Annotated in this window: 23 protein-coding genes; 15 read left to right on the plus strand and 8 right to left on the minus strand. The window is 69.5% G+C overall.

Annotated features, from left to right (window positions below; all coding sequences use genetic code 11):
- Positions 1-70 precede the first annotated feature (70 nt).
- From phnX to U742_RS0104750, 3 genes are all read right to left on the minus strand, one after another.
- The gene (gene phnX, locus U742_RS0104740) at positions 71-871 is read right to left on the minus strand and encodes a phosphonoacetaldehyde hydrolase (RefSeq protein ID WP_029350555.1); all 801 of its coding nucleotides are present in this window, start codon (positions 869-871) and stop codon (positions 71-73) included.
- Positions 872-896: 25 nt separating this feature from the next.
- Positions 897-2,018 (minus strand): TIGR03364 family FAD-dependent oxidoreductase, encoded by a 1,122-nt coding sequence (locus tag U742_RS0104745; RefSeq protein WP_029350557.1) that lies wholly within the window; start codon positions 2,016-2,018, stop codon positions 897-899.
- A 188-nt stretch (positions 2,019-2,206) separates the two neighbouring features.
- Entirely contained in the window at positions 2,207-3,133 is a 927-nt protein-coding gene (locus U742_RS0104750; protein WP_029350559.1) for a LysR family transcriptional regulator, read from the minus strand.
- A 105-nt stretch (positions 3,134-3,238) separates the two neighbouring features.
- Here U742_RS0104750 and U742_RS0104755 point away from each other — a divergent pair, with 105 nt between their 5' ends.
- The 3 genes from U742_RS0104755 to hisG all read left to right on the plus strand — a co-directional run bounded on the left by U742_RS0104755 (position 3,239) and on the right by hisG (position 6,126).
- On the plus strand, positions 3,239-3,898 hold the full coding sequence (locus tag U742_RS0104755; RefSeq protein WP_029350561.1) for a L,D-transpeptidase: 660 nt from the start codon (positions 3,239-3,241) through the stop codon (positions 3,896-3,898).
- Between the two features lie 123 nt (positions 3,899-4,021).
- Positions 4,022-5,143, plus strand: coding sequence for an ATP phosphoribosyltransferase regulatory subunit (locus U742_RS0104760; RefSeq protein ID WP_029350562.1), 1,122 nt, complete (start codon positions 4,022-4,024; stop codon positions 5,141-5,143).
- Positions 5,140-6,126, plus strand: coding sequence for an ATP phosphoribosyltransferase (gene hisG / locus U742_RS0104765; protein WP_029350564.1), 987 nt, complete (start codon positions 5,140-5,142; stop codon positions 6,124-6,126). The genes U742_RS0104760 and hisG overlap by 4 nt, the downstream gene beginning before the upstream one ends.
- 147 nt (positions 6,127-6,273) lie before the next feature.
- Here the strand turns inward: hisG and cysG are convergent, their stop codons facing one another.
- Positions 6,274-7,719, minus strand: coding sequence for a siroheme synthase CysG (gene cysG / locus U742_RS0104770; protein ID WP_038360690.1), 1,446 nt, complete (start codon positions 7,717-7,719; stop codon positions 6,274-6,276).
- A 437-nt stretch (positions 7,720-8,156) separates the two neighbouring features.
- On the opposite strand from cysG, the gene U742_RS0104775 reads away from it, so the two are divergent.
- Positions 8,157-8,567, plus strand: a complete 411-nt coding sequence (locus U742_RS0104775) for a hypothetical protein (protein WP_156034129.1) — start codon at positions 8,157-8,159, stop codon at positions 8,565-8,567.
- Between the two features lie 25 nt (positions 8,568-8,592).
- Here U742_RS0104775 and U742_RS0104780 read toward each other — a convergent pair whose 3' ends face one another.
- The 3 genes from U742_RS0104780 to U742_RS0104790 all read right to left on the minus strand — a co-directional run bounded on the left by U742_RS0104780 (position 8,593) and on the right by U742_RS0104790 (position 10,365).
- Positions 8,593-9,099 (minus strand): TIGR00645 family protein, encoded by a 507-nt coding sequence (locus U742_RS0104780; RefSeq protein ID WP_029350570.1) that lies wholly within the window; start codon positions 9,097-9,099, stop codon positions 8,593-8,595.
- 193 nt (positions 9,100-9,292) lie between these two features.
- Entirely contained in the window at positions 9,293-9,946 is a 654-nt protein-coding gene (gene msrA / locus U742_RS0104785; protein WP_029350572.1) for a peptide-methionine (S)-S-oxide reductase MsrA, read from the minus strand.
- 101 nt (positions 9,947-10,047) lie between these two features.
- The gene (locus tag U742_RS0104790; protein ID WP_029350574.1) at positions 10,048-10,365 is read right to left on the minus strand and encodes a hypothetical protein; all 318 of its coding nucleotides are present in this window, start codon (positions 10,363-10,365) and stop codon (positions 10,048-10,050) included.
- Positions 10,366-10,820: 455 nt separating this feature from the next.
- On the opposite strand from U742_RS0104790, the gene ccoN reads away from it, so the two are divergent.
- The 11 genes from ccoN to U742_RS0104845 all read left to right on the plus strand — a co-directional run bounded on the left by ccoN (position 10,821) and on the right by U742_RS0104845 (position 24,687).
- A complete protein-coding gene (gene ccoN, locus U742_RS0104795; RefSeq protein WP_051660866.1) occupies positions 10,821-12,503 on the plus strand; it encodes a cytochrome-c oxidase, cbb3-type subunit I in 1,683 nt (560 codons plus the stop codon).
- A 12-nt stretch (positions 12,504-12,515) separates the two neighbouring features.
- Positions 12,516-13,286, plus strand: a complete 771-nt coding sequence (gene ccoO / locus U742_RS0104800; protein ID WP_029350579.1) for a cytochrome-c oxidase, cbb3-type subunit II — start codon at positions 12,516-12,518, stop codon at positions 13,284-13,286.
- Positions 13,287-13,296: 10 nt separating this feature from the next.
- Positions 13,297-13,452, plus strand: a complete 156-nt coding sequence (locus U742_RS0104805; protein ID WP_029350581.1) for a CcoQ/FixQ family Cbb3-type cytochrome c oxidase assembly chaperone — start codon at positions 13,297-13,299, stop codon at positions 13,450-13,452.
- A gap of 3 nt (positions 13,453-13,455) precedes the next feature.
- Positions 13,456-14,337, plus strand: a complete 882-nt coding sequence (ccoP, locus tag U742_RS0104810; RefSeq protein ID WP_029350585.1) for a cytochrome-c oxidase, cbb3-type subunit III — start codon at positions 13,456-13,458, stop codon at positions 14,335-14,337.
- A gap of 402 nt (positions 14,338-14,739) precedes the next feature.
- The gene (gene ccoG / locus U742_RS0104815) at positions 14,740-16,203 is read left to right on the plus strand and encodes a cytochrome c oxidase accessory protein CcoG (RefSeq protein ID WP_029350587.1); all 1,464 of its coding nucleotides are present in this window, start codon (positions 14,740-14,742) and stop codon (positions 16,201-16,203) included.
- Positions 16,204-16,216: 13 nt separating this feature from the next.
- A complete protein-coding gene (locus U742_RS0104820; protein WP_051660867.1) occupies positions 16,217-16,735 on the plus strand; it encodes a FixH family protein in 519 nt (172 codons plus the stop codon).
- Positions 16,736-16,868: 133 nt separating this feature from the next.
- Positions 16,869-19,067: a heavy metal translocating P-type ATPase gene (locus U742_RS0104825; protein WP_051660914.1), complete on the plus strand. Its 2,199-nt coding sequence runs from the start codon at positions 16,869-16,871 to the stop codon at positions 19,065-19,067.
- The gene (gene ccoS, locus U742_RS22820) at positions 19,064-19,213 is read left to right on the plus strand and encodes a cbb3-type cytochrome oxidase assembly protein CcoS (protein WP_081852828.1); all 150 of its coding nucleotides are present in this window, start codon (positions 19,064-19,066) and stop codon (positions 19,211-19,213) included. The genes U742_RS0104825 and ccoS overlap by 4 nt, the downstream gene beginning before the upstream one ends.
- 7 nt (positions 19,214-19,220) lie before the next feature.
- Positions 19,221-20,363, plus strand: coding sequence for an MFS transporter (locus U742_RS0104835; RefSeq protein WP_029350593.1), 1,143 nt, complete (start codon positions 19,221-19,223; stop codon positions 20,361-20,363).
- 281 nt (positions 20,364-20,644) lie between these two features.
- The gene (locus U742_RS0104840) at positions 20,645-24,055 is read left to right on the plus strand and encodes an acyl-[ACP]--phospholipid O-acyltransferase (protein WP_029350594.1); all 3,411 of its coding nucleotides are present in this window, start codon (positions 20,645-20,647) and stop codon (positions 24,053-24,055) included.
- Positions 24,052-24,687, plus strand: a complete 636-nt coding sequence (locus U742_RS0104845; RefSeq protein WP_051660868.1) for a TetR/AcrR family transcriptional regulator — start codon at positions 24,052-24,054, stop codon at positions 24,685-24,687. Before U742_RS0104840 ends, U742_RS0104845 begins: the two co-directional genes overlap by 4 nt.
- Here the strand turns inward: U742_RS0104845 and U742_RS0104850 are convergent.
- On the minus strand, positions 24,656-25,114 hold the full coding sequence (locus tag U742_RS0104850) for a GNAT family N-acetyltransferase (protein ID WP_029350598.1): 459 nt from the start codon (positions 25,112-25,114) through the stop codon (positions 24,656-24,658). The genes U742_RS0104845 and U742_RS0104850 overlap by 32 nt on opposite strands.
- Positions 25,115-25,281 lie beyond the last annotated feature (167 nt).

Genomic DNA, 25,281 nt, shown 5'->3' on the forward strand with positions numbered 1-25,281 from the left:
CCGCCTGCCGCCTGCCGCCTGCCGCCTGCCGCCTGCCGCCTGCCGCCTGCCGCCTGCCTCGTTGGGTCCCTCAGGGTCGAAGCCCCGCTGCCAGCCTCGCCTCGATGGCGTCGAGTACCGGCAGCAGGTCGGCGACGCTGTCGATGACGAAATGCGCGCCGGCGCGGGCGAGCTTGTCGGTGGCGCGGGCGCGCAGGGCGGCGCGCTCGTCGGGGGCGAGCCCGTCGAGCTCGGCCTTGGAGAGGCCCGCCGCATTGCCGGACAGCGCGAGGCCGACCGTCCAGGTGCCGGCGGCGAGGCCCTCGGCGATGCCGGGCTCGGTGTCGTCGAGCTTCACGCAGGCCGACGCAGGCCACACGCCGAGATCGGCGAAGGTGCGGTACATCATCAGCGGGCTCGGCCGTCCGGCGGCGAGATCGCCGGCGCACACCACATTGTCCGGCCTGTAGCCGGCCGCAGCGGCGAGCGGCATCAGCCGCTCCATGATCGGGCGGGTATAGCCGGTGGTGGAGCCGATCTTCATGCCGCGCCGGCGCGCCTCGGCGATCACGTCGAGCAGACCGGGGATGAGGTCGGCATGCTGGGCGATCACCTCGACGTTCAGCGGCTCGAAGATGGCGAGCACATGGTCGATGTCGTCCTCGGTCGGCTCGCGCCCCTGCGCCGTCTGCCAGCGGGCGGAGATCGCCTCGTCGCGCATCAGCGCCGCGATGTGGTCGCGCTTGGGCAGGCCCATCGGCCCGCGCGCCTCCGCGATGCTGATCGTCACGCCGACGCGGGCGAACGCCTCGACGAAGGCGCCCATCGGCGCGCGTGAGCCGAAATCGACCGCTGTGCCAGCCCAGTCGAGGATGAGTGCCTTGAGCGCCATGCCGTTTTCCCCCTCTATGATTCGTTCAGTCGAACAGTTCGGCCACCGCTTCTTCGGCGATGGCAAATCCGGTGGAAGCGCCGGTGCCGCTCGTCACCACCACGAGGCGGATCGACGGGTCCGGGCGGTCGATGAAGGCGAGCCGGTCGGGCGCCGAGGCATAGGTGCCGGTCCAGCGCTCGACGATGCGTTCCGGGCGGGCGCCGAACACGGCGGCATATTCGTCGAGGATGAGATCGTCGACATGCTCCGGCGCGAAGGGATCCGGGGTCGCCGCATAGTGATGGCTGTCGCCGACCACCAGCGAGCCGTCGGCCGACTGCACGACGATGAGATGCACGCCATTGGCGAGATGGTCGCCCTGTTCGGCGGCGAGCAGTTTCTTCAACGGCGCCGCCTCGGGCAGCTCGGAATAGCCGAGATAGCGGCCGAGCGAGAGATCGCTCATCACCGAGCCCGGCAGCGTGCCGATCGAGGGGTCCATCACGCGCAGCATGTGCAGCTTGCAGCGAGTGAGATTGTAGGCCTTGAAGCGCTCGGGCAGCAGCGTGGCGAAATCGTCGCCCGGCGCCACCACGACGCGCGCCGCCTCGACGGTGCCGTCGGCGGTGTGCACGCGCCCCGGCTCGACGCCGGTGACCACGGTAGCGCGACGGAATTCGACCCCCTTCGCCTCTTCCAGCCAGCGCGCGAGCTTCGGGATCGCCTCGCGCGATTCGACCCGCATGTCGTGCGGGCTCCACAGCGCAGCGAGCTGGTTGCCGCCGAGCGCGGGTAGCCGCTCACGCGCCTGCTCGGCCGTGAGCAGGGCGCAGCCCTCGCCCATCTCGGTCTTCAGGAACGCCTCCAGCACCGCCACCGATTCCGGCCGGCGCACGCTGACGAGGAGGCCGCGATGGATCACCTCGATGCCGGCCTGCGGCGCCACCTCGGCCCAGATGTCGCGCGAGCGGCGGGCGCGGTTCCAGCATTCGCCGCGCTGCTGGCCGGTGACGGTGACGAAGCCGAAATTGCGCACCGAGGCACCGTTCGCCTGCGCGTCGCGGTCGATGACAACCACCTTCAGCCCGCGCCGCACGGCAGCCAGCGCATGGCCGAGCCCGACCACACCGGCGCCGACCACGGCGAGATCATAGCTGTGCGGCATGGGCGGCCCCGGCGGATATGAGGAAACGATGGGCTCATAGGCATGTTCCGCGAAAGTTGAAAGACTTTCGCGATGAGAACATGCCCGATGTACTGAAATAGAGCACTTTCTCGTCGATCAGGTGTTTCACCTGATCGGAAAGGGCTCTAGCCGGTTCGCGCGCCGCCCGCTAGCGCGACGATAAGCGGCTACGCCGCCTCCGCCCTCGTCCCGGCATCGAAGCCGTCGATCGCCCGCAGCGCCGGCACGACGAAGTCGATGAAGGCCCGGATCGCCGGCCGCATGAAGCGGACGGAAGGGAACACGAGGAACGCCTCGCTCGGCCGCATTTCGTGACGTGGCAGCACCCGCACCAGCCGCCCGTCGGCGAGCATGTCGGTGACGAGCAGTTGCTGCACCGGGCCGGCGGCGCGGCCGGACACAAGCGTCGCGGTGATCACCTCTGCATTGTTGGTCCTCAGAACCGGCCGGACCGGCACCTCGACCGTGCCGTTCGGGCCGTTGAGCGTCAGCATGTCGCGCGGCGCCAGCGCCGTCGTGGTGGTGACGAGAGGCACGTCCGTCAGATCGGCGGGCTCCAGCATCGCGCCATGCCGGGCCAGAAAATCCGGGCTGGCGACGACGATGCGCCGCACGGCGCCGAGCCGGCGAATGATCAGGTCCTGGCCCTCCGGCCGCCCATAGCGGAGCGCGAGGTCGAAATTCTCGTAGACGAGGTCGACGCCGCGATTCTCCAGGATGAGGTCGACCGTCACCGCCGGATAGCGCTCCTGAAAGGCGAGGATGATGGGGTGGATGTGGGAAGCGCCGATGCAGGACGGCGCATGGATGCGCAGCGGCCCTTCCACCGCGCCCATGTCGCGGCGCACGCCCTCGATCGCCGAATCGATGGTCGCCAGCGCGCCACGGCTGGCATCGTAGAGCGCCTGCCCCTGCGGCGTCGGGCGGACGATGCGGGCGGAACGCTCGAACAGCCGCGCGCCGACATGGCGTTCCAGGTTGCGCAGATGCTTGGTCACCGCAGGTTGCGACACGCCGAGATCGCGGGCCGCGGCGGTGATCGAACCGCGCTCGACCGTTCGCAAGAAAGCCCTGAGGGCGATGGCGAGGTCCATCCATTCCATCCGGTTATGATCTTGATTACTCCATAACATATGGAGGTCTTCGGTGCCAAAAGGCTCTATGCGGATCCGATCCACCGTTTCGAGCCAAGATCGTCGATGAGCCTCCACAGACGTGCGTTCCTTCTCGCCGCCCCGGCCGCGCTTGCTGGCTGCGCCGCCCGCCGAAGCACCGACTCCGCCGCAATAGCCGCGCCCGTCGCCACGGACCGCCACGCCGCGCTCTATGCGGCGGTGGAGGGCGAGCCCTTTCCGGTGCCAGCGGTCGACCTCGACGAGATCGACCCGAAATTCCTGCGCCGCGAGGTCGCCTATGCGACGCGCGAGCCCGCCGGCACGGTCGTCGTCGACCCGAGTGAGCGCTTCGCTTATCTGGTGCTGGAGAAGGGCCGGGCGCTGCGCTACGGCGTCGGGGTCGGCAAGGAGGAAGCGTTCAACTTCCGCGGACCGGCGGTGGTCGCGCGCAAGGCGGAGTGGCCGCGCTGGACGCCGACGCCCGCCATGATCCGCCGCGATCCGGAGCGTTACGCGAAATATGCCGGCGGCCTGCCGGGCGGGGAGGGCAATCCGCTCGGGCCGCGCGCCCTATATCTCTATCGCGACGGGCGCGACACGCTCTACCGGCTGCACGGCACGGTCGAGCCATGGACCATCGGCACCATGGTGTCCTCGGGCTGCGTGCGGCTGATCAACCAGGACATCATCGACCTCTACCGCCGCGTGCCGGTCGGCAGCCGCGTGGTGGTGCTGCCGGCCTGATGGGGTGACATCGGCCACTCCCTGCAAACCATGTCGCGCGGCGTGCATGGACCCCCGCACTGCCCTTTGGTAGAAGCCGGCACCATTTGCAGGAACCACCCGCGCGTGACCCTACCGCCCACCTTGCCTGCCGCCGCCCCGGCGCATGCCGAGGAACTGCTCGCGCTCTATGCGCGGGCCGGCTTCGCGCGCGTCGATCCGCCCTTGCTGCAGCCCGCCGACGCCTTCCTCGACCTCTCCGGCGAGGAGATGCGCCGGCTGATGTATCTGACCACCGACGCCGAGGGACGGGAGCTGTGTCTGCGGCCCGACCTCACCTTGCCGGTGTGCCGGCTCTATCTCGAATCCGGCGCGCGCACGCCGGCCGATTTCGCCTATCTCGGCCCGGTGTTCCGCTCCAACGAGCCGACCGGCGAGTTCCTGCAGGCCGGCGTCGAGTCCTTCGGTCGCGCCGACCGCGAGGCGGCCGATGCCGACCTGCTCTCGCTCGGGCTGGAGACGGCGGCGCTGTGGGGCATCATCGCGCCGACCATCCGCATCGGCGATGCCGGCCTGTTCGCCGCGCTGCTCGACGCGCTCGACCTGCCGCCCGGCTGGCGCCGGCGCCTGGTCAAGGATTTCGCCCGTGCCGGCAGCCTCGGGGCCGATCTCGCCGTGCTGAAGCAACGCCCGGAGGGCGGCGGCGTGTCCGATCATGCCGGCGTGCTCTCCGCGCTTGCGGGCTCCGACCCGGAGGCGGCGCATGCCCTCGTCACTGACCTTTTGTCCATCGCCGGCATCTCTACGGTTGGCGGGCGCACCGTGTCGGAGATCGCCGAGCGCTTCCTCGAGCAGGCGGCCTCGGGCGACGCCGAGGGCCTGCCGGCCGAGAAGGTCGCGGTGCTGGAACGCTATCTGGCGATCGAAGGCGATCCGGACGCGGCGGCGCGCGCCCTGCGTGCGCTGGCCGGCGATGCCGGGCTCGATCTTTCCGCCGCGCTCGACGCCTTCGAGGTGCGCACCAATTTCATCGCCGCGCAGGGCGTCGAGGTGGCCCGGCTGAACTTCGCCGCCGCCTTCGGCCGCCCGCTCGACTATTACACTGGCATGGTGTTCGAGCTGCACGAGAACGGTGGCCCGGTGCCGCTGGTGGCCGGCGGGCGCTATGACGGGCTGCTCGCCCGGCTCGGCGCACCGGAGCCGATCCCGGCGGTCGGTTTCGCGGTCTGGCCGGCCCGGCTCGATGCGCTGGAGGCCAGGCTATGAGCATGACCGCGAGCGCCCCGCTCATCCTCGCCGTCCCCTCCAAGGGCCGGCTGCAGGAGAACACCAGCGCCTTCTTCGCCCGCGCCGGCATGACGCTGACGCAGTCGCGCGGCTCGCGCGACTATCGCGGCGTGCTTTCCGGCGTCGAGGGGGTGGAGGTCGCCTTCCTCTCGGCCTCCGAGATCGCTGGCCAGCTCGCCTCCGGCGCCGTGCATCTCGGCGTTACCGGCGAGGATCTGGTGCGCGAGAGCATTCCCGACGCCGATTCCAAGGTGCTGCTGGTCGAAGGCCTCGGCTTCGGCCACGCCAATGTGGTGGTGGCGGTGCCGCAGGCCTGGATCGACGTGCGCACCATGCGCGACCTCGACGACGTGGCGACGCATTTCCATGCGAGCCGCGGCCGGCGGGTGCGGGTGGCGACCAAATATCTCAACCTCACCCGCGGTTTCTTCGATCGGCACGGCATCGTCGACTATCGCATCGTCGAAAGCCTGGGGGCCACCGAGGGCACGCCGGCGGCCGGCACGGCGGAGCTGATCGTCGACATCACCACCACCGGATCGACGCTGGCGGCCAACGCGCTGAAGGTGATCGACGACGGGGTGATCCTGCGCTCGGAGGCCAACCTCGTCGCCTCGCTCGGCGCGAGCTGGAGCGAGGCCGCGCGGGCCTCGGCGCGCGCGCTGCTCGACCGCATCACCGCGGCGCGCAGGGCGGCGACCATGCGCGAGGTGAAGACGCGCTTTTCCGCCTGCGACACGGCGGTGGTCCGGGAGGCCGTGGAGCGCTTCGGCGCGCTCGCCCCCTTCGGCGCGCCGACCTCCTCCGGCATGGTGACGCTGCACTGCCCGCCGGAGACGCTGCACGGCCTCGCCGTGTTCCTGCGCGAGCAGGGCGCGGCGACCGTCTCGGTCGGTCCGCTGGACTATGTCTTCGCCGCCGAGAACCCGCTCTACGAGAAGCTCGCTGCGCGGCTGGGGTGAGGCTTGGTAGCACCTGCGTGCTTCGAGGCTCGCTGGCGCTCGCACCTCAGCATGACGACGGTTGCAACAGATGAAGCCACGTCATCCTGAGGTGCCCGGCGCAAGCCGGGCCTCGAAGGACGCACAACGCCGCCGCCACACGCCGGCTTAGCTGCGGGCCGCCTGCGCGTCGCCGTCCGCGGCGGGCTCGGTCTCCGCCACCTCCACGGCCTCACCCATCGCCCAGCCGAACAGGATGAGACAGGGGCCGGTCACGCCGTCCTCGCTTGCGCGGGCGAGCCCGTCGGCGAGCGTCGCGACGGTGCCGAAGACGCGCTTCTCCTCCGGCCGCGTCGCGGAGAACACGGCAAGCGCCGGCGTCGCCCCGTCGAGCCCTACCGCCATCGCCTTCGCGGCGAGCTCGGCCCAGGTGCGCTGGGGCATGTAGACCACCGTGGTCGCCGCCGGATCGGCCAATGCCTGCCAGTCGAGGTCGCGCGGCAGCCTGCCGTCGCGGGCATGGGCGGTGATGAATTGCAGCCGCCGGGCGTGGTCGCGATGGGTGAGCGACACGCCGATGCGGCTTGCCGCGCCCTGCGCCGCCGAGATGCCGGGCACCAGCTCGACCGGGATGCCGGCCTCGCGCGCGGCGGTGATTTCCTCGCCGGCGCGCCCGAAGATCAGCGGGTCGCCGCCCTTGAGCCGCACCACGCGCTTGCCCTGTTTCGCCAGCGAGACCATCAGCGCGTTGATGTCGTCCTGCTTGCAGGAGGGCCGGTAGCCGGTCTTGCCGACCAGCATCTTCTTTGCCTCGCGCCGCGCCACGTCGAGCACGGCGGGGGCGACGAGGTCGTCATAGAGCACGACGTCGGCCGATTGCAGCACCCGCACGGCCTTCAGCGTCAGCAGCTCGGGATCGCCCGGCCCGGCGCCGACGAGGGCGACCGAGCCGCGATGAGCCTCGCCGCGCTCGCGCTCGGCCTGCACCAGGAGCTGGTCGCGCAGCGCCGAGGCGGGCGCCTCGTCCGGCGCCTCCAGCGCCCGCGCCGTGAAGCGCTCCCAGAAGCGCCGGCGGCCGTGATGGGAGAGGTCGAGCGCGGCGACCGAGGGGCGCCAACTGCGCGCCGCTTCCGCCCAGCGCTTGAAGCCCTGCGGGATCACCGCCTCGATCTTGGCGCGCACCGCCTGGCCGAACACCGGGGCGGCGCCGTCGGTCGAGATGCCGACGACCAGCGGCGAGCGGTTGACGATGGCGCCAAAGGCGAAGTCGCAATGCGCCGGCTTGTCGACCACGTTCACCGGCACGCCGGCGGTGCGGGCGGCCTCGGCGAAGCGAGCCGCCTCCTCGTCCGCCTCGAAATCCCCGATGGCGAGCGCGGCGCCGGCGAGGTCCGCGGCCGTCCAGTCGCGGGCGACGAGGGCGAGGGAACCACCCGGCGGGGCGTCAGCCAGAGCGAGGATGTCGGCGCATGGCGCGGCGGCGTAGAGCGCGACCTCGGCGCCGGCGGCCAGCAGCAGCTCGGCCTTCCACGCTGCGCCCGCCGAGCCGCCGGCCACCACCACGCGCCGGCCCTTCAGCGCGAAGAACACCGGCAGCCTGGCAAGCGGCTCCATGCGCGCCCCCGCGTGGTCGGCGGGGCGGCGCTCGAAATCGGCAGTGGAAGCGGGCTCGTTCTCGGGGCGCGCCATAGGGTTCTTCGATCCGGAATGCGTGAGTTTAGGAACCGCAGATCGGTCCGTCGCGCAAGGGGCAACCACCTAATAACGGAATTATTTCGTCATTTGAATATAAGGACATCAGGAATGTGGTTATTTAGGGTCCCGCGAGCCCCGCCGTCTCCGGTCGGCGGCAGTTATTTCAAAGATCGATAAAATTTTAACGTTTCGGTTAAGCGGCAGCGAACCAATGCCGGCCGATTCTGATCGGGTCGAATCACGGCTGATCGCATCGCCCGGCCCGTAGATTCGCAGCGTCGTCAAACAACGGGGAGACGCGCGAACAAGGTTCCGCGAACAAGGCGGCCTTCGCGCGCAGGTCACGAAACGAAAACATGAGTGTGCTCGATCGACGGGGGGCGTTGATGCTGCCTGCGCGACTGGTGGAACGCGTCGCCATTGCCTCGCACCGCTTCGCGTGCCGCTGCTTTCCACTGCTTCAGCCATGGGAGAGACTGACTCGCGAGCGGCGGACCTATCAGCTCGACGTGGCCGCCCACGGCATCTCGGCGCTTACCCCGCTCGACGTGGTGCTGCTTGCCGAGAAACTGCTGCCGGATTTCGCCCTCGTGCCCCGCGCGCCGGATGCGCGCCTCCTCGCCGAGCTGCAGGAGGCGGCGGTCACCGATGCCGGCACCTCGGCCGACGCCCGCCGGCGCTACCGCGCCCTGATCGAGGTCGGCATCAACCGCCTGCACCGGCAGATCGTCCACCGCGGCCGGCACGACGGCGCGCGAAGCGGCTGAGGCCGGCTTCGCGTGTGCTTCTCGGTCAGTGGTCGCCCTTGTCGGCGATGCGGTCCGACCATGCGAGCACGATGCCGGAGACCACGAACACGACATGGATGACGACCAGCCAGTAGAGCTGCTTCTCATCCACCCCCTTGTCGAGGTTCATGAAGGCTTTGAGCAGGGCGATCGCCGAGATGGCGATGATCGAGGCCAGCAGCTTCTGCTTGAGGCCGGAGAAATCGACCTTGGTCATCCATTCCGGCCAGTCCGGGTGGCCGGCGCCGTCGATCTTGGAGACGAAGTTCTCGTAGCCGGAAAAGATGACGATGATCACCAGGCTGCCGGTGAAGGTGAGGTCGATCAGCGCCAGAATGCCCAGAATGGTGTCGCTTTCGGTGAAGCTCGGCGCATAGGTCACAAAGTGCCAGAGCTCCCTGACGAATTTGAACAGGAGCACGCACAGCGCGACGATGAGCCCGACATAGAAGGGCGCCATCAGCCAGCGGCTGACCAGGATCAAGCGCTCGATCACTCGTTCAACAATCATCGCCGGCCCCGATGTTGCGCTGCAAAGGATAGCGCGATGGGTGCCACGGCGCGTGACGCAGGGCAAGCCCCGGCGAGGCGAGCGACGTCGCCTCGAGGGGTGAGGTGCGGTGCCGCACTCACCCGCTTCCTTGCCTGGCGATCCCCGGGGCGCACCCCGGGGATGAGAGAGGCGAGTGGAGGGTTGAGGAGCCTCAGGCGCTGACGGCGACGCCGACCGGGCAGGAGACGCCGGTGCCGCCGAGCCCGCAATAGCCCTGCGGGTTCTTGGCGAGATACTGCTGGTGGTAGGCTTCGGCGAAATAGAACTCCGGCGCCTCGACGATCTCGGTGGTGATCGTCGGGAAGCCCTTGGCCTTCAGCGCCGACCCATAGGCCGCCTTGCTCGCCTCGGCCGCCGCCCGCTGCGACGGGTCGGTCAGGTAGATACCGGAGCGGTACTGCGTGCCGACATCGTTGCCCTGGCGCATGCCCTGCGTCGGATCGTGGCTTTCCCAGAACAGCTTGAGCAGCTTCTCGTAGGAGACGACCTTCGGGTCGAACACCACCAGCACCGCCTCGGTGTGGCCGGTGCGGCCGGAGCAGACCTCCTCATAGGTCGGGTTCGGGGTCGGGCCGTTGATGTAGCCGACGGCGGTCGCCCATACGCCGGGCGCCTGCCAGAACTTGCGCTCGGCACCCCAGAAGCAGCCGAGCGCGAAGATCGCCGTCTCGAAGCCTTCCGGATAGGGTCCCTTGAGGGCATGGCCGTTGACGAAATGGCGCTCGGCGGTGGGGATCGGGGCGGCGCGGCCGGGGAGCGCCTCGTCGGCGGTGGGCAGATCGAGAGTCTTCTTGAAGAAGAACATGGTGCATCCCTTCGCTTTACACGCGCAGATATGGGGATTGCCCGCCCGATCCGCCAGCGCGCGACGCCGCGCGTTAGCGGCGCGACGGCCGCGAGGCGTGTTCAGCGATAGGACGGCTCGCGCCGGCGCCGGGCGCGGCCGAGCAGCAGCAGCAGGACCCCGGCGATACCCAGCACGGCGAACAGCGGCGCCGCAAGTAACGGCACGCCGAGCCGCTCCCAGACGTCGGCCGAGAGCTTCGTGGTGACGAGTTCCTGGAAGCGCGCCAGCGTGCCCGAGCTCACCGCGAACCACGCCTCGCCGAACGGCGTCATGACGATCTCGGACGAGGCGATTGAGCGGGTGCCGTCGACCACGAAGGCGACGAAGCCGCCAGCGAGCAGCCAAAGGCCGACAAAGCGCAACACGAACCGGATCATGCCTTCCCCATCCCCGTCCTGCCTCACGGTCTAGAGCCGTTTCCGATCGGGTGGAACCACCTGATCGATAAGAAAGTGCCCTCGATTCAAAATACTGGAGCATTCTCCGACCGCGAACGTCGGTCAACTTTCGCGAAAAAATGCTCCACGCGGGAGCGGCGGAGGGCGCAAGCGGGCCAGCCCGGCCGCGACGATTCGGAACTGGCGGCGGTGCGCTGCGCCGCCCCCTTCAGGACCCGTCACCGCGTGCCGGAACGCCGCCCCGCCGCCCGCGATGCCGCGGCGCGGATCGCGCGGCCACACGCCGCACCGCTCGCGGCTCCGTGAAGACGCGTAGGCTTGACGTGGATCAAGGCCCCGACCCGCCGCTGACCAGATGGTCCGCTCGAAACTGGAGCGATTTCAGATTACGGCCCGTGGCGTCTCGCGCGGGGCCGGGTCGGCGGGAGGACACCATGGCGCAACCGGGCAGCGGCACCGTCACATCGGGCGGCGCATCGAAGAAACTGAGCTTCGGGGAAGGCGGCATGGCCGGCGTCATGGCGCTGCTGACCATTCTGTCCATCACCGTGGCCGCCAAGGCGTTCACGGCGGAATACGCCTTCCATGCCTATCTCTTCGCGCTGGGAGCCATCGTCACCCTGTTCGCGGTGATCAACAACTATGTCGACCGCCCGGCCACGCTGCCGCCGCTCGAGATCGACGGCAAGCCGAACTACAATTTCGCGCCGGTGAAGTTCGCGACCATCGCGGCGCTGTTCTGGGGCATCGCCGGCTTCCTGGTCGGCGTCGTCATCGCCTTCCAGCTCGCCTTCCCGATGCTGAACTTCGACCTGCCCTGGATCGCCTTCGGCCGGCTGCGGCCGCTGCACACCTCGGCGGTGATCTTCGCCTTCGGCGGCAACGTGCTGCTCGCCACCTCCTTCTACGTCGTGCAGCGCACCTGCCGTGCCCGCCTCGCCGGCTATCTGGCGCCGTGGTTCGTCGTGCTCGGCTACAACTTCTTCATCGTCATCGCCGGCACCGGCTATCTGCTCGGCATCACCCAGTCCAAGGAATATGCCGAGCCCGAGTGGTACGCCGACCTGTGGCTCACCGTGGTGTGGGTGACCTATTTCCTGGTCTTCCTCGCCACCATCTGGCGCCGCAAGGAGCCGCACATCTACGTGGCGAACTGGTTCTATCTCGCCTTCATCGTCACCATCGCCGTGCTGCACCTCGGCAACAACGCGACCATCCCGGTCTCGCTGTTCTCGCCCAAGTCCTACATCGTCTGGTCGGGCGTGCAGGATGCCATGGTGCAGTGGTGGTACGGCCATAACGCGGTTGGCTTCTTCCTGACCGCCGGCTTCCTCGCCATCATGTACTACTTCATCCCGAAGCGGGTGAACCGGCCGGTCTATTCCTACCGGCTCTCGATCATCCACTTCTGGGCGCTGATCTTCCTCTACATCTGGGCCGGCCCGCATCACCTGCACTATACGGCGCTGCCGGACTGGGCACAGACGCTCGGCATGACCTTCTCGATCATGCTGTGGATGCCCTCCTGGGGCGGCATGATCAACGGCCTGATGACGCTCTCCGGCGCCTGGGACAAGCTGCGCACCGATCCGGTCGTCCGCATGATGGTGGTGTCGGTCGCCTTCTATGGCATGTCGACCTTCGAAGGGCCGATGATGTCGGTCAAGGCGGTGAACTCGCTCAGCCACTACACCGACTGGACCATCGGCCACGTGCATTCCGGCGCGCTCGGCTGGGTCGCCTACATCTCCTTCGGCGCCATCTACTGCCTGGTGCCGTGGCTGTGGAACAAGCGCGAGGTCTATTCGCTCAAGCTCGTCAACTGGCACTTCTGGATCTCGACGCTCGGCATCGTCTTCTACATCTCGTCGATGTGGGTCGCCGGCATCCTGCAGGGCCTGATGTGGCGCGCCTACACCTCGCTCGGCTTCCTCGAATATTCCTTCATCGAGACGGTCGAGGCGATGCACCCCTTCTACGTCATCCGCGCGATCGGCGGGGTGCTGTTCCTGGCGGGGGCCCTGCTCATGGCCTTCAACATCTGGATGACCATCCGCGAACCCGAGGCGGAGGAGGCCGGCGACCGCCTGGCCCCCGCCATGGCCCCGGCCCAGTGAGGACGCCCGATCATGGCTAGCGTTTCGACCGGCAGCGTCGCTGCAAAGAAGTCCCTCTGGTCCCGCCACGCCTTCTTCGAGAAGAACTCGATCTGGCTGGTGTTCGGAATCCTGATCGTCATCGCCATCGGCGGCCTCGTCGAGATCGTGCCGCTCTTCTACCTGAAGAGCACGATCGAGAAGGTCTCGGGCGTGCGGCCCTGGTCGCCGCTCGAGCTCGCCGGACGCAACATCTATGTGCGCGAGGGCTGCTACAACTGCCACTCGCAGATGATCCGCCCGCTGCGCGACGAGGTGGAGCGCTACGGCCACTACTCGCTCGCCGCCGAGAGCATGTATGACCGCCCGTTCCAGTGGGGCTCCAAGCGCACCGGGCCGGACCTCGCCCGCGTCGGCGGCAAGTATTCCGACGAGTGGCAGCGCCAGCACCTCGCCGATCCGCGCTCGGTGGTGCCGGGCTCGATCATGCCGGGCTACCCGTTCCTGGCGCAGACGCCGCTCGACGCCCAGCACATCGCCGACGACATGAAGGTCAACGCCACGCTCGGCGTACCCTATTCGGAGGCGATGATCGGCGATGCGAGCGCCGACCTGCACACCCAGGCGACCACCGACGCCGACGGCTCCAAGGCCTTCCTCGAGCGCTATCCCGGCGCCCAGATCCGCGACTTCGACGGCAATCCGGCGGTGATCAGCGAGGCCGACGCGCTCATCGCCTATCTGCAGGCGCTCGGCACCATGGTCGACTTCAAGCTCTACGACGACAAGGCGAACATCAGGTGAGGAGGGGACGATGAACGAGACCTATCGCGCCTTCGCGGAGTTCGCCCAGACCTGGGGCCTGCTCTACTTCGTCGGCATCTTCCTGTGCGTGCTCGTCTATGCGCTGTCGCCGAAGCGCAAGCGTGAATTCGACGAAGCCGCCCGCCTGCCTCTGAGCGAGGACTGAACCATGGCCGACACGACGCATCACACCGAGGTCGACGCCGTCAGCGGCGTCCCCACCACCGGCCATGAATGGGACGGCATCCGCGAGCTGAACAACCCGCTGCCGCGCTGGTGGCTATGGACCTTCTACGCCACCATCATCTGGTCGGTGGCCTATTGGGTCCTGTTCCCGGCCTGGCCGCTGGTGACCAGCTACACCTACGGCGTGCTCGGCTGGAAGTCGCGCGACGCGGTGCAGGTCGAGCTCGCCGCCCTGCGCGAGCAGCGCGCCGCCTTCGCCGGCAAGCTCGCGAGCGCCTCGCTTGCCGAGATCGAGCAGAACCCGGAGCTGCTGGCCTTCGCCCGCGCCCAGGGCCGCGCCGCCTTCGGCGACAATTGCGCGCCCTGCCACGGAGCCGGCGGCGGCGGCGCCAAGGGCTATCCGAACCTCAATGACGACGACTGGCTGTGGGGCGGCACGCTCGACCAGATCCACAACACGGTTCTGCATGGCGCCCGCTCGGCGGATGCCAAGGCGCATGTCGGCGACATGCCGGCCTTCGGACGTGACGGCATGCTGCAGCGGCCCGAGATCGTGGCGGCGGCGGATTATGTGCGCTCGCTCGCCGGCCTGCCGGCAACGCCCGACGCGCAGATCGAGAAGGGCAAGGAAGTGTTTGCCGCCAACTGCGCCGCCTGCCACGGCGAGGACGGCAAGGGCAACCAGGAGCTCGGCGCCCCCAACCTGACCGATGGCATCTGGCTCTACGGTCCCGACCGCGAGACCATCATCCAGGGCATCGTCAACGGCCGCGGCGCCGTCATGCCGGCTTGGGCGGGCCGTCTCGACGAAGGCACCGTCAAGGCGCTGACGGTCTATGTGCACACGCTCGGCGGCGGCCAGTAGGCCGCTGCCGACCTCTCCGTGCTGGGGGCGGAGAGGCGCCTGCGCCGGTTTCGTTCCCGGAGACGGGTGGGATCGCGCGGGCGGGTGAGGCGCGCGGCGCTGCGGGGCGCCGCGTGCCTTCGCCTAAGAGCATGTACTCATCGGCGAAAGTGACCACTTTCGCGATGAGAACATGCTCTAAGCTATTGAATGAGAGCACTTTCTTCTCGATCAGGTGATTCCACCTGATCGGAAAGGGCTCTGGCCGGGTCCCCGTCGGGGAGCCGGAAGGTGGCCTGTGCCCCGCTGCCGCATAAGCATTTTTCCGCCCGGCATGGACCGGATGAACGCGCGCATATTGCGGGGGTAGGAGTAACGAACGGGGCGCCGGCTGCTTGCATCGCCCCGCGAGGGAAAGTTCCGATGGACACCGCCGCCCGCCCGAGCCAGGTCGTCGAGGAGATCGCCGACGACACGCCGCTCTATGAAGCTCGCCGGAAGATCTATCCGATCGCCGTACACGGCACCTTCCGCCGCATCAAATGGGCGCTGCTGATCGTCACGCTGGGCATCTACTACCTGCTGCCCTTCGTGCGCTGGGACCGCGGCCCGAACGCCCCCTCGCAGGCGGTGCTGATCGATTTCCCCAATCGGCGCTTCTATTTCTTCTTCATCGAGATCTGGCCGCAGGAGATCTACTATCTCACCGGCCTGCTCATCCTCGCCGCGCTCGTCCTGTTCCTGATGAACGCGGTGGCCGGGCGCATCTGGTGCGGCTATCTCTGCCCGCAGACGGTGTGGACCGATCTGTTCCAGGCGATCGAGCGCATGGTCGAGGGCGACCCGCGCGAGCGCCGCGAGAAGCTCAAGCACGCCTCGAAGCTCCAGCGTGCCTTCGAATCGGCGGCCAAGCACGTGCTGTGGCTGATGGTGGCGTGGTGGACCGGCGGCGCCTGGGTGCTCTATTTCGCTGACGCGCCCACTCTCACCATGCAACTGCTGAAGGGCGAGGCGCCGCTGGTCGCCTATGCCTGGATCGGCATCCTCACCTTCACCACCTATGTACTCGCCGGCCACATGCGTGAGCAGGTCTGCACCTATATGTGCCCCTGGCCGCGCATCCAGGCGGCGCTGACCGACGAATACGCGCTCAACGTCACCTATCGCTACGACCGCGGCGAGCCGCGCGGCTCCTTCAAGAAGACCGAGGCGCTGAAGCTGCAGGGCCTGCCGGCCGGCGACTGCGTCGATTGCCATCAATGCGTCGCCGCCTGCCCGACCGGGGTCGACATCCGTGAGGGCCTGCAGCTTGGCTGTATCCAGTGCGGCCTGTGCATCGACGCCTGCGACACGGTAATGAAGAAGATCGGCCGGCCGGCCGCGCTCATCGCCTACGATACCGACATGAACGTGCGCGCCCGCATGGAGGGCAAGCCGGAGACGCGTCGCGTGCTGCGCCCGCGTACCATTCTCTATGCCGCGCTCATCGCCCTCGTCGGCGGCATCATGGTGGCCGCGCTGGTCGGCCGCGGCTCGGAGACGGTGTCGGTGATCCACGACCGCAACCCGCTCTTCGTCCGCCTGTCGGACGGCTCGATCCGTAACGCCTACACCGTGCGCATCGTGAACAAGCAGCTCGTGCCGCGCCGCTTCGCGATCACCGTCGAGGGCGTGCCGGATGCCGTCGTCGAGGTGGTTGGCGAGCCGCAGGCGGCCGGTAGCGCGCCGGTGATCCCGGTCGGGCCGGACCAGACCTACGAGGCGCGCGTGCTGGTCTCCACCCACGCCAAGCTGCCGCCGAGTGCCTCGCTCGGCGTGACCTTCCACATTGCCGATATCGAGGGTGGCGAGACCGCCACCGCGCCGGATCACTTCAAGGGACCGTAGGGAGGCGAGGGAGATGGACAGGACGCGTTCCGCCTATGCCGGCACGACCGTCGACGCGATCCCGCCGGGTGGCCGGCCGATCACCGGCCGCACCGTGCTGGTCTGGTTCGTCGGCTTCTTCGCCGTCGTCTTCGCCGCCAATTTCTTCCTGGTGCGGGCCGCCATCACCAGCTTCGGCGGTGTCGAGACGGAAAGCGCCTATCAGGCCGGCGTCGCCTTCAAGGGCGACGAGGCGGCCGCCGCCCGTCAGGCGAGCCTCAACTGGAACGTCACCGCCCACGTCACCCGCGACGTGCTGGAGGTCCGCGCGCTCGACGCCGACGGCGAGCCGCTAGCCGGGCTCGATCTCGTGGCCCGGCTGCACCACCCGACCGACCGCCGCTTCGACGTTGAGATCGAGACGCGCCGCACCGGTCCCGGCGAATGGCGCGGCGTGCCCTGGGCCGGCGCCGGGCAGTGGGAGCTGGTGATCGACCTGTCGCGCGACGGCGAGCGGCAGTTCCGCTCAATGAACCGCGTCGTCCTGAAGTGAGGCGGCGATGGAAGCGAACGCGCCCGCCCGCATCCCCGCCGCTTCCCGCAGCGCGGCGCGCGCGCCGCTGCCCGCGCCTCCGTCCGCCGACTATTCCAGTTTCCTGCACCGCGACGATGCCGGCCGCGCCGGCATGGACTTCGCGATCGAGGGCATCGACTGCGCCGCCTGCATCGACGAGATCGAGGACACCGTCGAGGCGCTGCCGGGCGTCGAGACCGGGCGGCTGAACTATTCGAGCCACCGCCTGCATGTCGGCTGGCGCGCCGGCGCCGAGGTGCGCCCCGAGGCGGTGGTGGCCGCGCTGGCGCGGGCCGGCTATCGCGCCCACGCCTTCGAGCTGAACCGCGCCGAGGCGCTGGAGGCCGAGCGGGCGCGGCACCTGCTGCGCTGCCTCGCGGTGGCCGGCTTCGCGGCGATGAACATCATGCTGCTCTCGGTCTCGGTGTGGTCGGGCAACATCACCGACATCACCCCCGAGACGCGCGACCTGTTCCACTGGGTCTCGGCGCTGATCGCGCTGCCGGCCTGCGCCTATGCCGGCCAGCCGTTTTTTAACAGTGCCCTGCGGGCGCTGAAATCCCGCGCCCTCAACATGGACGTGCCGATCTCGCTCGGCGTGCTGCTGGCGCTCGGCATCTCGGTGTTCGAGACGCTGAACCACGCCGAGCACGCCTATTTCGATTCGGCGGTGATGCTGCTCTTCTTCCTGCTCACCGGCCGCTATCTCGACCACGCCATGCGCCGGCGTACCCGCGTCGAGGCCTCGAACCTCGCGGCGCTGAAGGCGGAGATCGCCTATCGCATCGAGGCGGATGGCGAGGTGGTGGCGGTGCCCGCGAGCGCCGTGCACCCCGGCGAGGTGGTGCTGGTGCGCGCCGGCGAACGGGTGCCGGTCGACGGCACGGTGCGGGCGGGCCGCGCCTCGGTCGACGAGAGCCTGATCACCGGCGAGACGCTGCCGCGACCCTTCGCGGCGGGCGACGTCGTCCATGCCGGCAGCCTCGTGCATGACGGGGCGCTGCAGATCGTCACCACCGCGGCCGGCACCGGAACCTTCCTCGACGAGATCGAGCGCCTTTTGGAGCGCGCTTCCACCGCCCGATCCGGCTATGTGCGGCTCGCTGACCGTGCCGCGCGGATGTATGCGCCCGTCGTGCACGCAACCGCGCTGCTGTCGCTGGTCGGCTGGCTGGTCGCCGGGGCCTCGCTGCACCAGGCAGTGCTGATCGCCGTTGCCGTGCTGATCATCACCTGCCCCTGCGCGCTGGCGCTCGCCGTGCCGGCGGTGCAGGTCGTGGCGTCCGGCGCGCTGATGCGGGCGGGCGTGCTGATCAATTCCGGCGACGCTCTGGAGCGTCTCGCCGATATCGACACCGTGGTGTTCGACAAGACCGGCACGCTGACCCTGCCCGAGCCGAGCCTTGCCAATGCCGAGGCGGTGCCGCCGGATCTACTCGACATCGCCGCTCGCCTCGCCGTTTCGAGCGCGCATCCGCTCGCCCGCGCCGTGCGCGCGGCGCGCCCGGAGGCGGTGCCTTATGACGAGGTTCGCGAGTTTCCCGGACAGGGCGTCGAGGCGCAGCTCGGCGCTATGACCGCGCGGCTCGGCAGCCCGGCCTTCTGTCTCGCCGACGATCTCGCGCAGCAGGCGCTGACCGACGAAGCGATGGACGAGGCCTCTCTCGTCGCCGTGCGTTACGGCTCGCGCTGTGCCTTGCTGGTGGTGCGCCAGCGGCTGCGGCCGGACGCGGTGGAACTTGTTACGCGGTTGCGCGCGGCCGGCAGGCACATCGCCATTCTCTCCGGCGACCGCGCCGCCGCCGTCGCGCCGATCGCCGTCGCGCTCGGCATTGGCGATTGGCAGGCGGGCGTCACGCCGGCCGGAAAGATCGCCGCGCTGGAGGCCTACAAGGCGGAGGGGCGCCGGGTCCTGATGGTCGGCGACGGCGTCAATGACGCGCCCTCGCTGGCCGCCGCCTCCGTCTCCATGTCGCCGATCACCGCCGCCGAGGTGACGCAGGCGCAGGCCGACGCGGTGTTCCTCGGCGAGCGCCTCGCCCCGGTGGGCCGCGCGCTCGCCATCGCCGGCCGCGCCCGCGCGCTGATGCACCAGAACCTGTGGATCGCGGTTCTCTACAATCTCATCGCCGTGCCGCTGGCGATCGCCGGCTATGTCACGCCGCTGGTGGCGGCCCTCGCCATGTCCGGCTCCTCGGTGATCGTGACGCTGAATGCGCTGCGCGCCCGCCCGGCCGGCGGCGGGATGATGCCCGCCGCTCCGTCCGCCGATGCTGATGGTCCGCTTGCCGCGGAAGGAGCACCCGCATGACCGTGCTCGTCTATCTGCTGCCGATGGCGCTGCTGCTCGGGCTCTCCGGGCTCGCCGCCTTCCTGTGGTCGCTGCGCTCCGGCCAGTATGACGACATGGAGGGCGCGGCGCTCCGCGTGCTCAACGACGATGATATGAAGGAGTGACGCCGCCATGCTCGCCGAGGCGCGCCGCACTGCCGAGCTTCCCGACGCCGCCCGCGCCGGCCGGCTCGCCTGCGCCTGTCCGGAGGACGAGGCGCGGGTGCTGCGCCGCGCACCGGGCGAGGGGATGCTGCTCGGTGGCTTCGCGCTGGTGGTGCTGGCGCAGGCGCTGACGCTCGGCGCGCTGCCGCTGGCCGGCGCACTGCTCGCCGCGCGCCCCATGCAGGCGGCGTGGCCGATGACAGCCTTCCTGATCGGTGCGGCCCTCGCCAGCCTTCCCGCGAGCTTCCTGCTCGACGCCTTCGGCCGGCGCGCCGGCTTCGCGCTCGGCGCCGCGCTCGGCGTGGCGGGCGGGCTGCTCGCCGCCTATGGCCTCGTCGTCCGCGCCTTGCCGCTCCTGCTGATCGGGGCGCTGTGGCTCGGTGCTGCGCAGGGCTTCGGCCTGTTCTATCGCCATGCTGCCGCCTTCGGGGTGGGGGCGGTCGGCAGGGGAGGGGCCATCGGCCGGCTGGTCGCGGCCGGCGCGCTGGCCGGGCTGATTGGCCCGCTGGCGGCGGGCGCTGCCGAGGCCGCCTTCGCGCCCTATACGCTGGTCGGCACGCTCACCCTCGCCACGCTCGCCCAGCTCGGCGCGCTCGCCTTCGCGGTGGCGCTGCCGGAAGCGCGCTTCTCTCATGCGGACGTCGAAGCCGAGGTTGCAGCGCCGGTCCCGCTCGCTTGGCCTGCGCTGGTCCTGCCGACGCTGATTGGCGCGCTCGCCTGGGCCGCCATGACGGCGGCGATGGTCGGCGCGCCGCTGGCGCTGGCCGAATGCGGCGTCGCCGTTGCCGGCATTACCGGTGTCGTCGCCTGGCATGTGGTAGCGATGTATGCGCCGGCGCTCATCGGCGGCGCACTGGTGAACCGCGTCGGCGCCATCCCGCTCGCGATCGCGGGCGCCGTGCTCGCCGTCATCGCCGCCGTGCTCGCCCGCTATGCGGGAGAGGCGGTGCTGATCGGCGGTGCCTTCCTCGCGGTCGGCACCGGCTGGTCGTTGGCCCTCGTCGGCGCCACCGCGATGGTCCACCGCGCCGGCGCGCCTACCCGCCTCCAACTCGGTCTCCACGACGCCCTGCTCTTCGCCGCCGCGCTCATAGGCGCGGTGCTGGTCTGAGGTCTCGCTGCTCAATCGCCGAGCGGGCTATCGTCACCACGTCAGCCTGAGGTGCCCGGCGCAGACGGGCCTCGAAGGATGGTCCTAGAGGAGGCGCAAAACGAGCATCCTTCGAGGCCGGCTGTCGCCGACACCTCAGGATGACGGCGTGCCCGGGAGGGCGAGGAGACGCAATGACGATGGCGGCATGCTGGATTGCCGTTGACACGACTCGCGCGCTGTTTTATGTGAGTGATCGTTCACTTACATAAGCCGCCATGGAGCGGCGAGGAAAGCGCCCGATGTTCACCCGCCTGATGACCGCGCGACGCTTCGCGCCGCTGTTCTGGTGCCAGTTCTTCAGCGCCTTCAACGACAATTTCGTGAAGAACGCGCTCGCTCTGCTCATCCTCTACCAGCTCGGCGAGGAGCATGGCGGCGCCATGGTGACGCTCGCCGGCGGCGTGTTCATCCTGCCCTTCTTCCTGTTCTCCAGCTTAGGGGGCGAGCTCGCCGACCGCTACGACAAGGCGCTGATCGCCCGCCGGCTGAAGTTCATCGAGATGTGGGTGGTGCTGCTGGCGAGTGCCGGCTTCGTGCTGCACTCCATCGAGATGCTGTTCGTCGGCCTGTTCCTGATGGGCACGCTCGGTGCGCTGTTCGGGCCGCTGAAATACGGCATCCTGCCCGACCAGCTCGCCAGGGACGAGCTCGTCGCCGGCAATGCGCTGGTCGAGACCGCGACCTTCCTCGCCATCCTCGCCGGCACGGTGTTCGGCGGCATCGCGGTGGCGGAGGCGGGCGGCTGGGCGGTCGCCGCGCTTACCTTCGGCTTCGGCATCATCTCGTGGATCTCGGCGCGGCTTATCCCGCCGACCGGCGAGCGCGCTCCCGACCTCAGGATCGACCCGAACATCGCGCGCGGCACGGCGGCGCTGCTGCGCGAGCTCAAGGCCAACCGCGCCACCTGGGTCGGCTCGCTGATCGTCTCCTGGTTCTGGCTGGTCGGTGCGGTGATCCTGTCCCTGCTGCCGACGCTGGTGAAGGAGGACATCGGCGGCTCGGAGAGCGTCGTGACGCTGTTCCTCGCCCTTTTCACCATCGGCGTCGCGATCGGTTCGACGCTGGCGGCGAAGCTCTCGGAGGGCCGCATCATCCTCGCTCTGGTGCCCTTCGCCGGCGTGATGATGGGCGTGTTCGCCATCTATCTCGGCGGCGTGATGGGCACTGCCACCCCTCCGGCTGCGCCGGTCGGCTGGTACGAGGTGCTGACCTCGGGGCTCGGCGCGCACGCGCTCATCGGCCTCACCGGCCTCGCGGCGGCGGGCGGCATGTTCGTCGTGCCCACCTTCGCCTATGTGCAGGCGGAGGCCGGCGAGGACCGCCGCGCCCGCGTCATCGCCGGCAACAACGTGCTGAACGCCGCCTTCATGGTGGTCGGCGCGGTGATCATCGCGGCGCTGCAGATGGTGGGCTTCGGCGCCCCGGGGCTGCTTGCCGTCATCGGCGGCGCCTGCATCGTGGTGGCACTGCTGGTCGGGCACGCCTTCCAGGGCCATGTCCTGCGCGATCTCATCCGCCTCGTCTTCCGCGTCGCCTTCCGCGTCGAGGTGACCGGCGCCGAGCATCTGAAGGCGGCCGGCCCGCGCACCGTCGTCGCCATCAACCATGTGAGCTTCCTCGACGCGCCGCTGGTGATGGCGCTGCTCGACAACGACCCGATCTTCGCGGTCGATTCCGGCATCGCCCAGCGCTGGTGGGTGAGGCCGTTCCTGAAGCTGGTGCGCGCCTTCCCGCTCGACCCGACGAGACCGCTGGCGACCCGCGATCTCATCAAGCTGGTGAAGGACGGCGAGCAGCTGGTGATCTTCCCGGAGGGGCGCATCACCGTCACCGGCTCGATCATGAAGATCTATGACGGCTCGGCCCTCATCGCCGACAAGTCGGATGCGCAGGTCGTTCCCGTACGCATCGAGGGGCTGGAGCAGACCTATTTCTCGCGCCTCTCGCCGGACCAGACGCGCAAGCGCCTGTTCCCCAAGGTGCGCGTCACCATCCTGCCGCCGACCCGGCTGGAGGTCGATCCGGAGCTGTTCGGCCGCAAGCGCCGTCAGGCCGCCGGCGCCGCGCTCTACGACGTGATGAGCGACCTCGTCTTCGAGACCAGCCACACCGACCGCACGCTCTACCAGGCGGTCGACGAGACCGCGACGCGGCTCGGCCGCAGCCGGGTGATCGTCGAGGATCCGCTCGGCACCCAGCTCAGCTACCGCAAGCTGCTGATGGGCGCGACCGTGCTCGGCGAGAAGCTGGCGCATGAGACGCAGGAGGGCGAGACCGTCGGCGTGCTGCTGCCCAACGCCGCCGGCATCGCCGTCGTGCTGCTCGGCCTCATCCGCCACGGCCGCATTCCGGCGATGCTCAACTACACCGCCGGCAGTGCCAATCTGGTCGCCGCCTGCAAGCTGGCGCAGGTGAAGACCATCATCGCAAGCAAGACCTTCATCGAGAAGGCGCGGCTGGAGGACGAGGTCGCCGCCCTCGGCCAGCACGCCCGCATCCTGATGACGGAGGACATCCGCGCCGGCATCGGCACCATGGACAAGGCGAAGGCGCTGTTCGCCGGCAAGCCGGTCGCCGCCGATCCGGACAGCCCGGCGATCGTGCTGTTCACCTCCGGCTCGGAGGGCACGCCGAAGGGCGTCGTGCTCTCGCACCGGAACCTCTTGTCGAACGTCGCGCAGATTGCCGCCCGCATCGACTTCTCGCCGGCCGACATCGTCTTCAACGTGCTGCCGGTGTTCCATTCCTTCGGGCTCACCGGTGGGCTGGTGCTGCCGCTGGTCTCCGGCACCAAGACCTATCTCTACCCCTCGCCGCTGCACTACCGGATCATCCCGGAGCTGGTCTACGGCACCAACGCCACCGCCATCTTCGGCACCGACACCTTCCTCGCCGGCTATGCCCGCACCGCCAACCCCTACGACTTCCGCTCGCTGCGCTTCGTCGTCGCCGGCGCCGAGCCGGTGAAGGCCGAGACCCGCAAGGTGTGGATGGAGAAGTTCGGCCACCGCATCCTCGAGGGCTACGGCGTCACCGAATGCTCGCCGGTGGTGGCGGTGAACACGCCGATGTTTAACCGCGCCGGCACGGTCGGCCGGCTGCTGCCCGGCATCGCGCATCGCCTCGATCCGGTGCCCGGCATCGAGGAGGGCGGCCGTCTCGTGGTGCGCGGCCCCAACGTGATGCGCGGCTATCTGCGCGCCGAGGCGCCGGGCACCATCGAGCCGGCCGAGGACGGCTGGTACGACACCGGCGACATCGTCGCCATCGACGCCGACGGCTTCGTCGCCATCCGCGGGCGCGCCAAGCGCTTCGCCAAGGTGGCCGGCGAGATGGTCTCGCTCGCCGCGGTCGACGCCATGGTGGCAACGCTGCGTCCCGACGCCGCCCATGTCACCGTCGCGGTGCCGGACGCCAAGAAGGGCGAGCGGCTGATCCTGATGACCACCGCCAGCGATCTGACGCGCGCGGCGCTGCAGGCGCATGGCCGCGAGCTCGGCGCCACCGAGCTGATGATCCCGGCCGAGATCCTGCCGATGGACGCGCTGCCGCTGCTCGGCTCCGGCAAGGTCGACTTCATGGCGGCGCGCCGGCTGGCGCTGGAGGCGCTCGCCGCCCGCGCCACCGTGGCGGCGGGGAGCACCGCATGAGCGCGGCGGCACCGAAAGCGCGGCGCGGGCGCGACGGCGCCGAGACCCGCGCGCGCATCGAGCAGGAGGCGCTGCGCCTCTTCGCCGAGAAGGGCGTCGACGGCACCTCGGTGCGCGACATCGCCCAGGCGGTCGGCGTGGCGGAAGGGGCGCTCTACCGGCATTTCGCCTCCAAGGAGGCGCTGGCGCGCGACATCTTCCTCGCCCGCTATGCCGAGCTCGCGGCCGCCATCGGCGCCATCACGGCGCAGGTGCCGGACCTCGCCGGCCGCGTGCGCGCGCTGGTCGCCCACGCCTGCGCGCTGTTCGACGCCGAGCCGGCGCTGTTCGCCTATCTGCTCGTCACCCAGCACGACCACCTCACCGCGGTGGCGGCCGACCCCTCGGCCAATGTGGCGGAGGCGATCGCCGCGATGATGCGCGAGGCGATGGAGAAGGGCGAATTGCCGGCGCAGGACGTCTCGCTCGCAGCCGCGCTGGCGCTCGGCGCGGTGGTGCAGCCGGCAGTGTTCGTGCTCTATGGCCGCCTGCCGGCGCCGCTCGCCGCCTATGCCGGCCGCATCGCCGAGGCGGTGCTGGCCGCGCTCGGCGCCCGGGACGTCACAGCGGCAGGCTGCGCCGGTACTGAATGAAGCCGGAACGCTGGGCGACCTGCTCGTAGAGCCGGATCGCGGTCTCGTTGCTCTCGTGCGTCAGCCAGTAGACGCGGGCGCAGCCCTTTCGCTGCGCCTCGACATAGACATGCTGGATGAGCTTTCGCGCGATGCCGCCGCCGCGGGCTTCCGGCGACACGAACAGGTCCTGCAGGTAGCAATAGTCGCCCTCGGTCCAGGTCGAGCGGTGGAAGATGTGGTGCGCCAGCCCGACCGCCTCGCCGTCGCGCCATGCCAGCGTGCCGTGCATCGGTTCGACGGGGTCGAGCAGGCGGGAGAAGGTCAGCTCCGAGACCCGCGCCGGAATGTCGACCTTGTAGAACGCCTGATAGCCACGCCACAGCGGCAGCCATGCCTCATGGTCGCTCGCGGCGAGCGGGCGCAGCTCGATGGTGGCGTCGGTCATTGGAGGTCTGCTCCGTAGGGCCTTTTCCGACGACGTCATCCTGAGGTGCCCGGCGTAGCCGGGCCTCGAAGGATGCCGTCCGGGTGCACCAATCCGACATCCTTCGAGGCTCGACCTTCGGAAGAGCACCTCGGGATGACGTTGTCTTGCCGCCGCTTCCCGCGATC

This window comes from Allobosea sp. 117 (assembly GCF_000702305.1).
GTDB lineage: Bacteria > Pseudomonadota > Alphaproteobacteria > Rhizobiales > Xanthobacteraceae > Ancylobacter.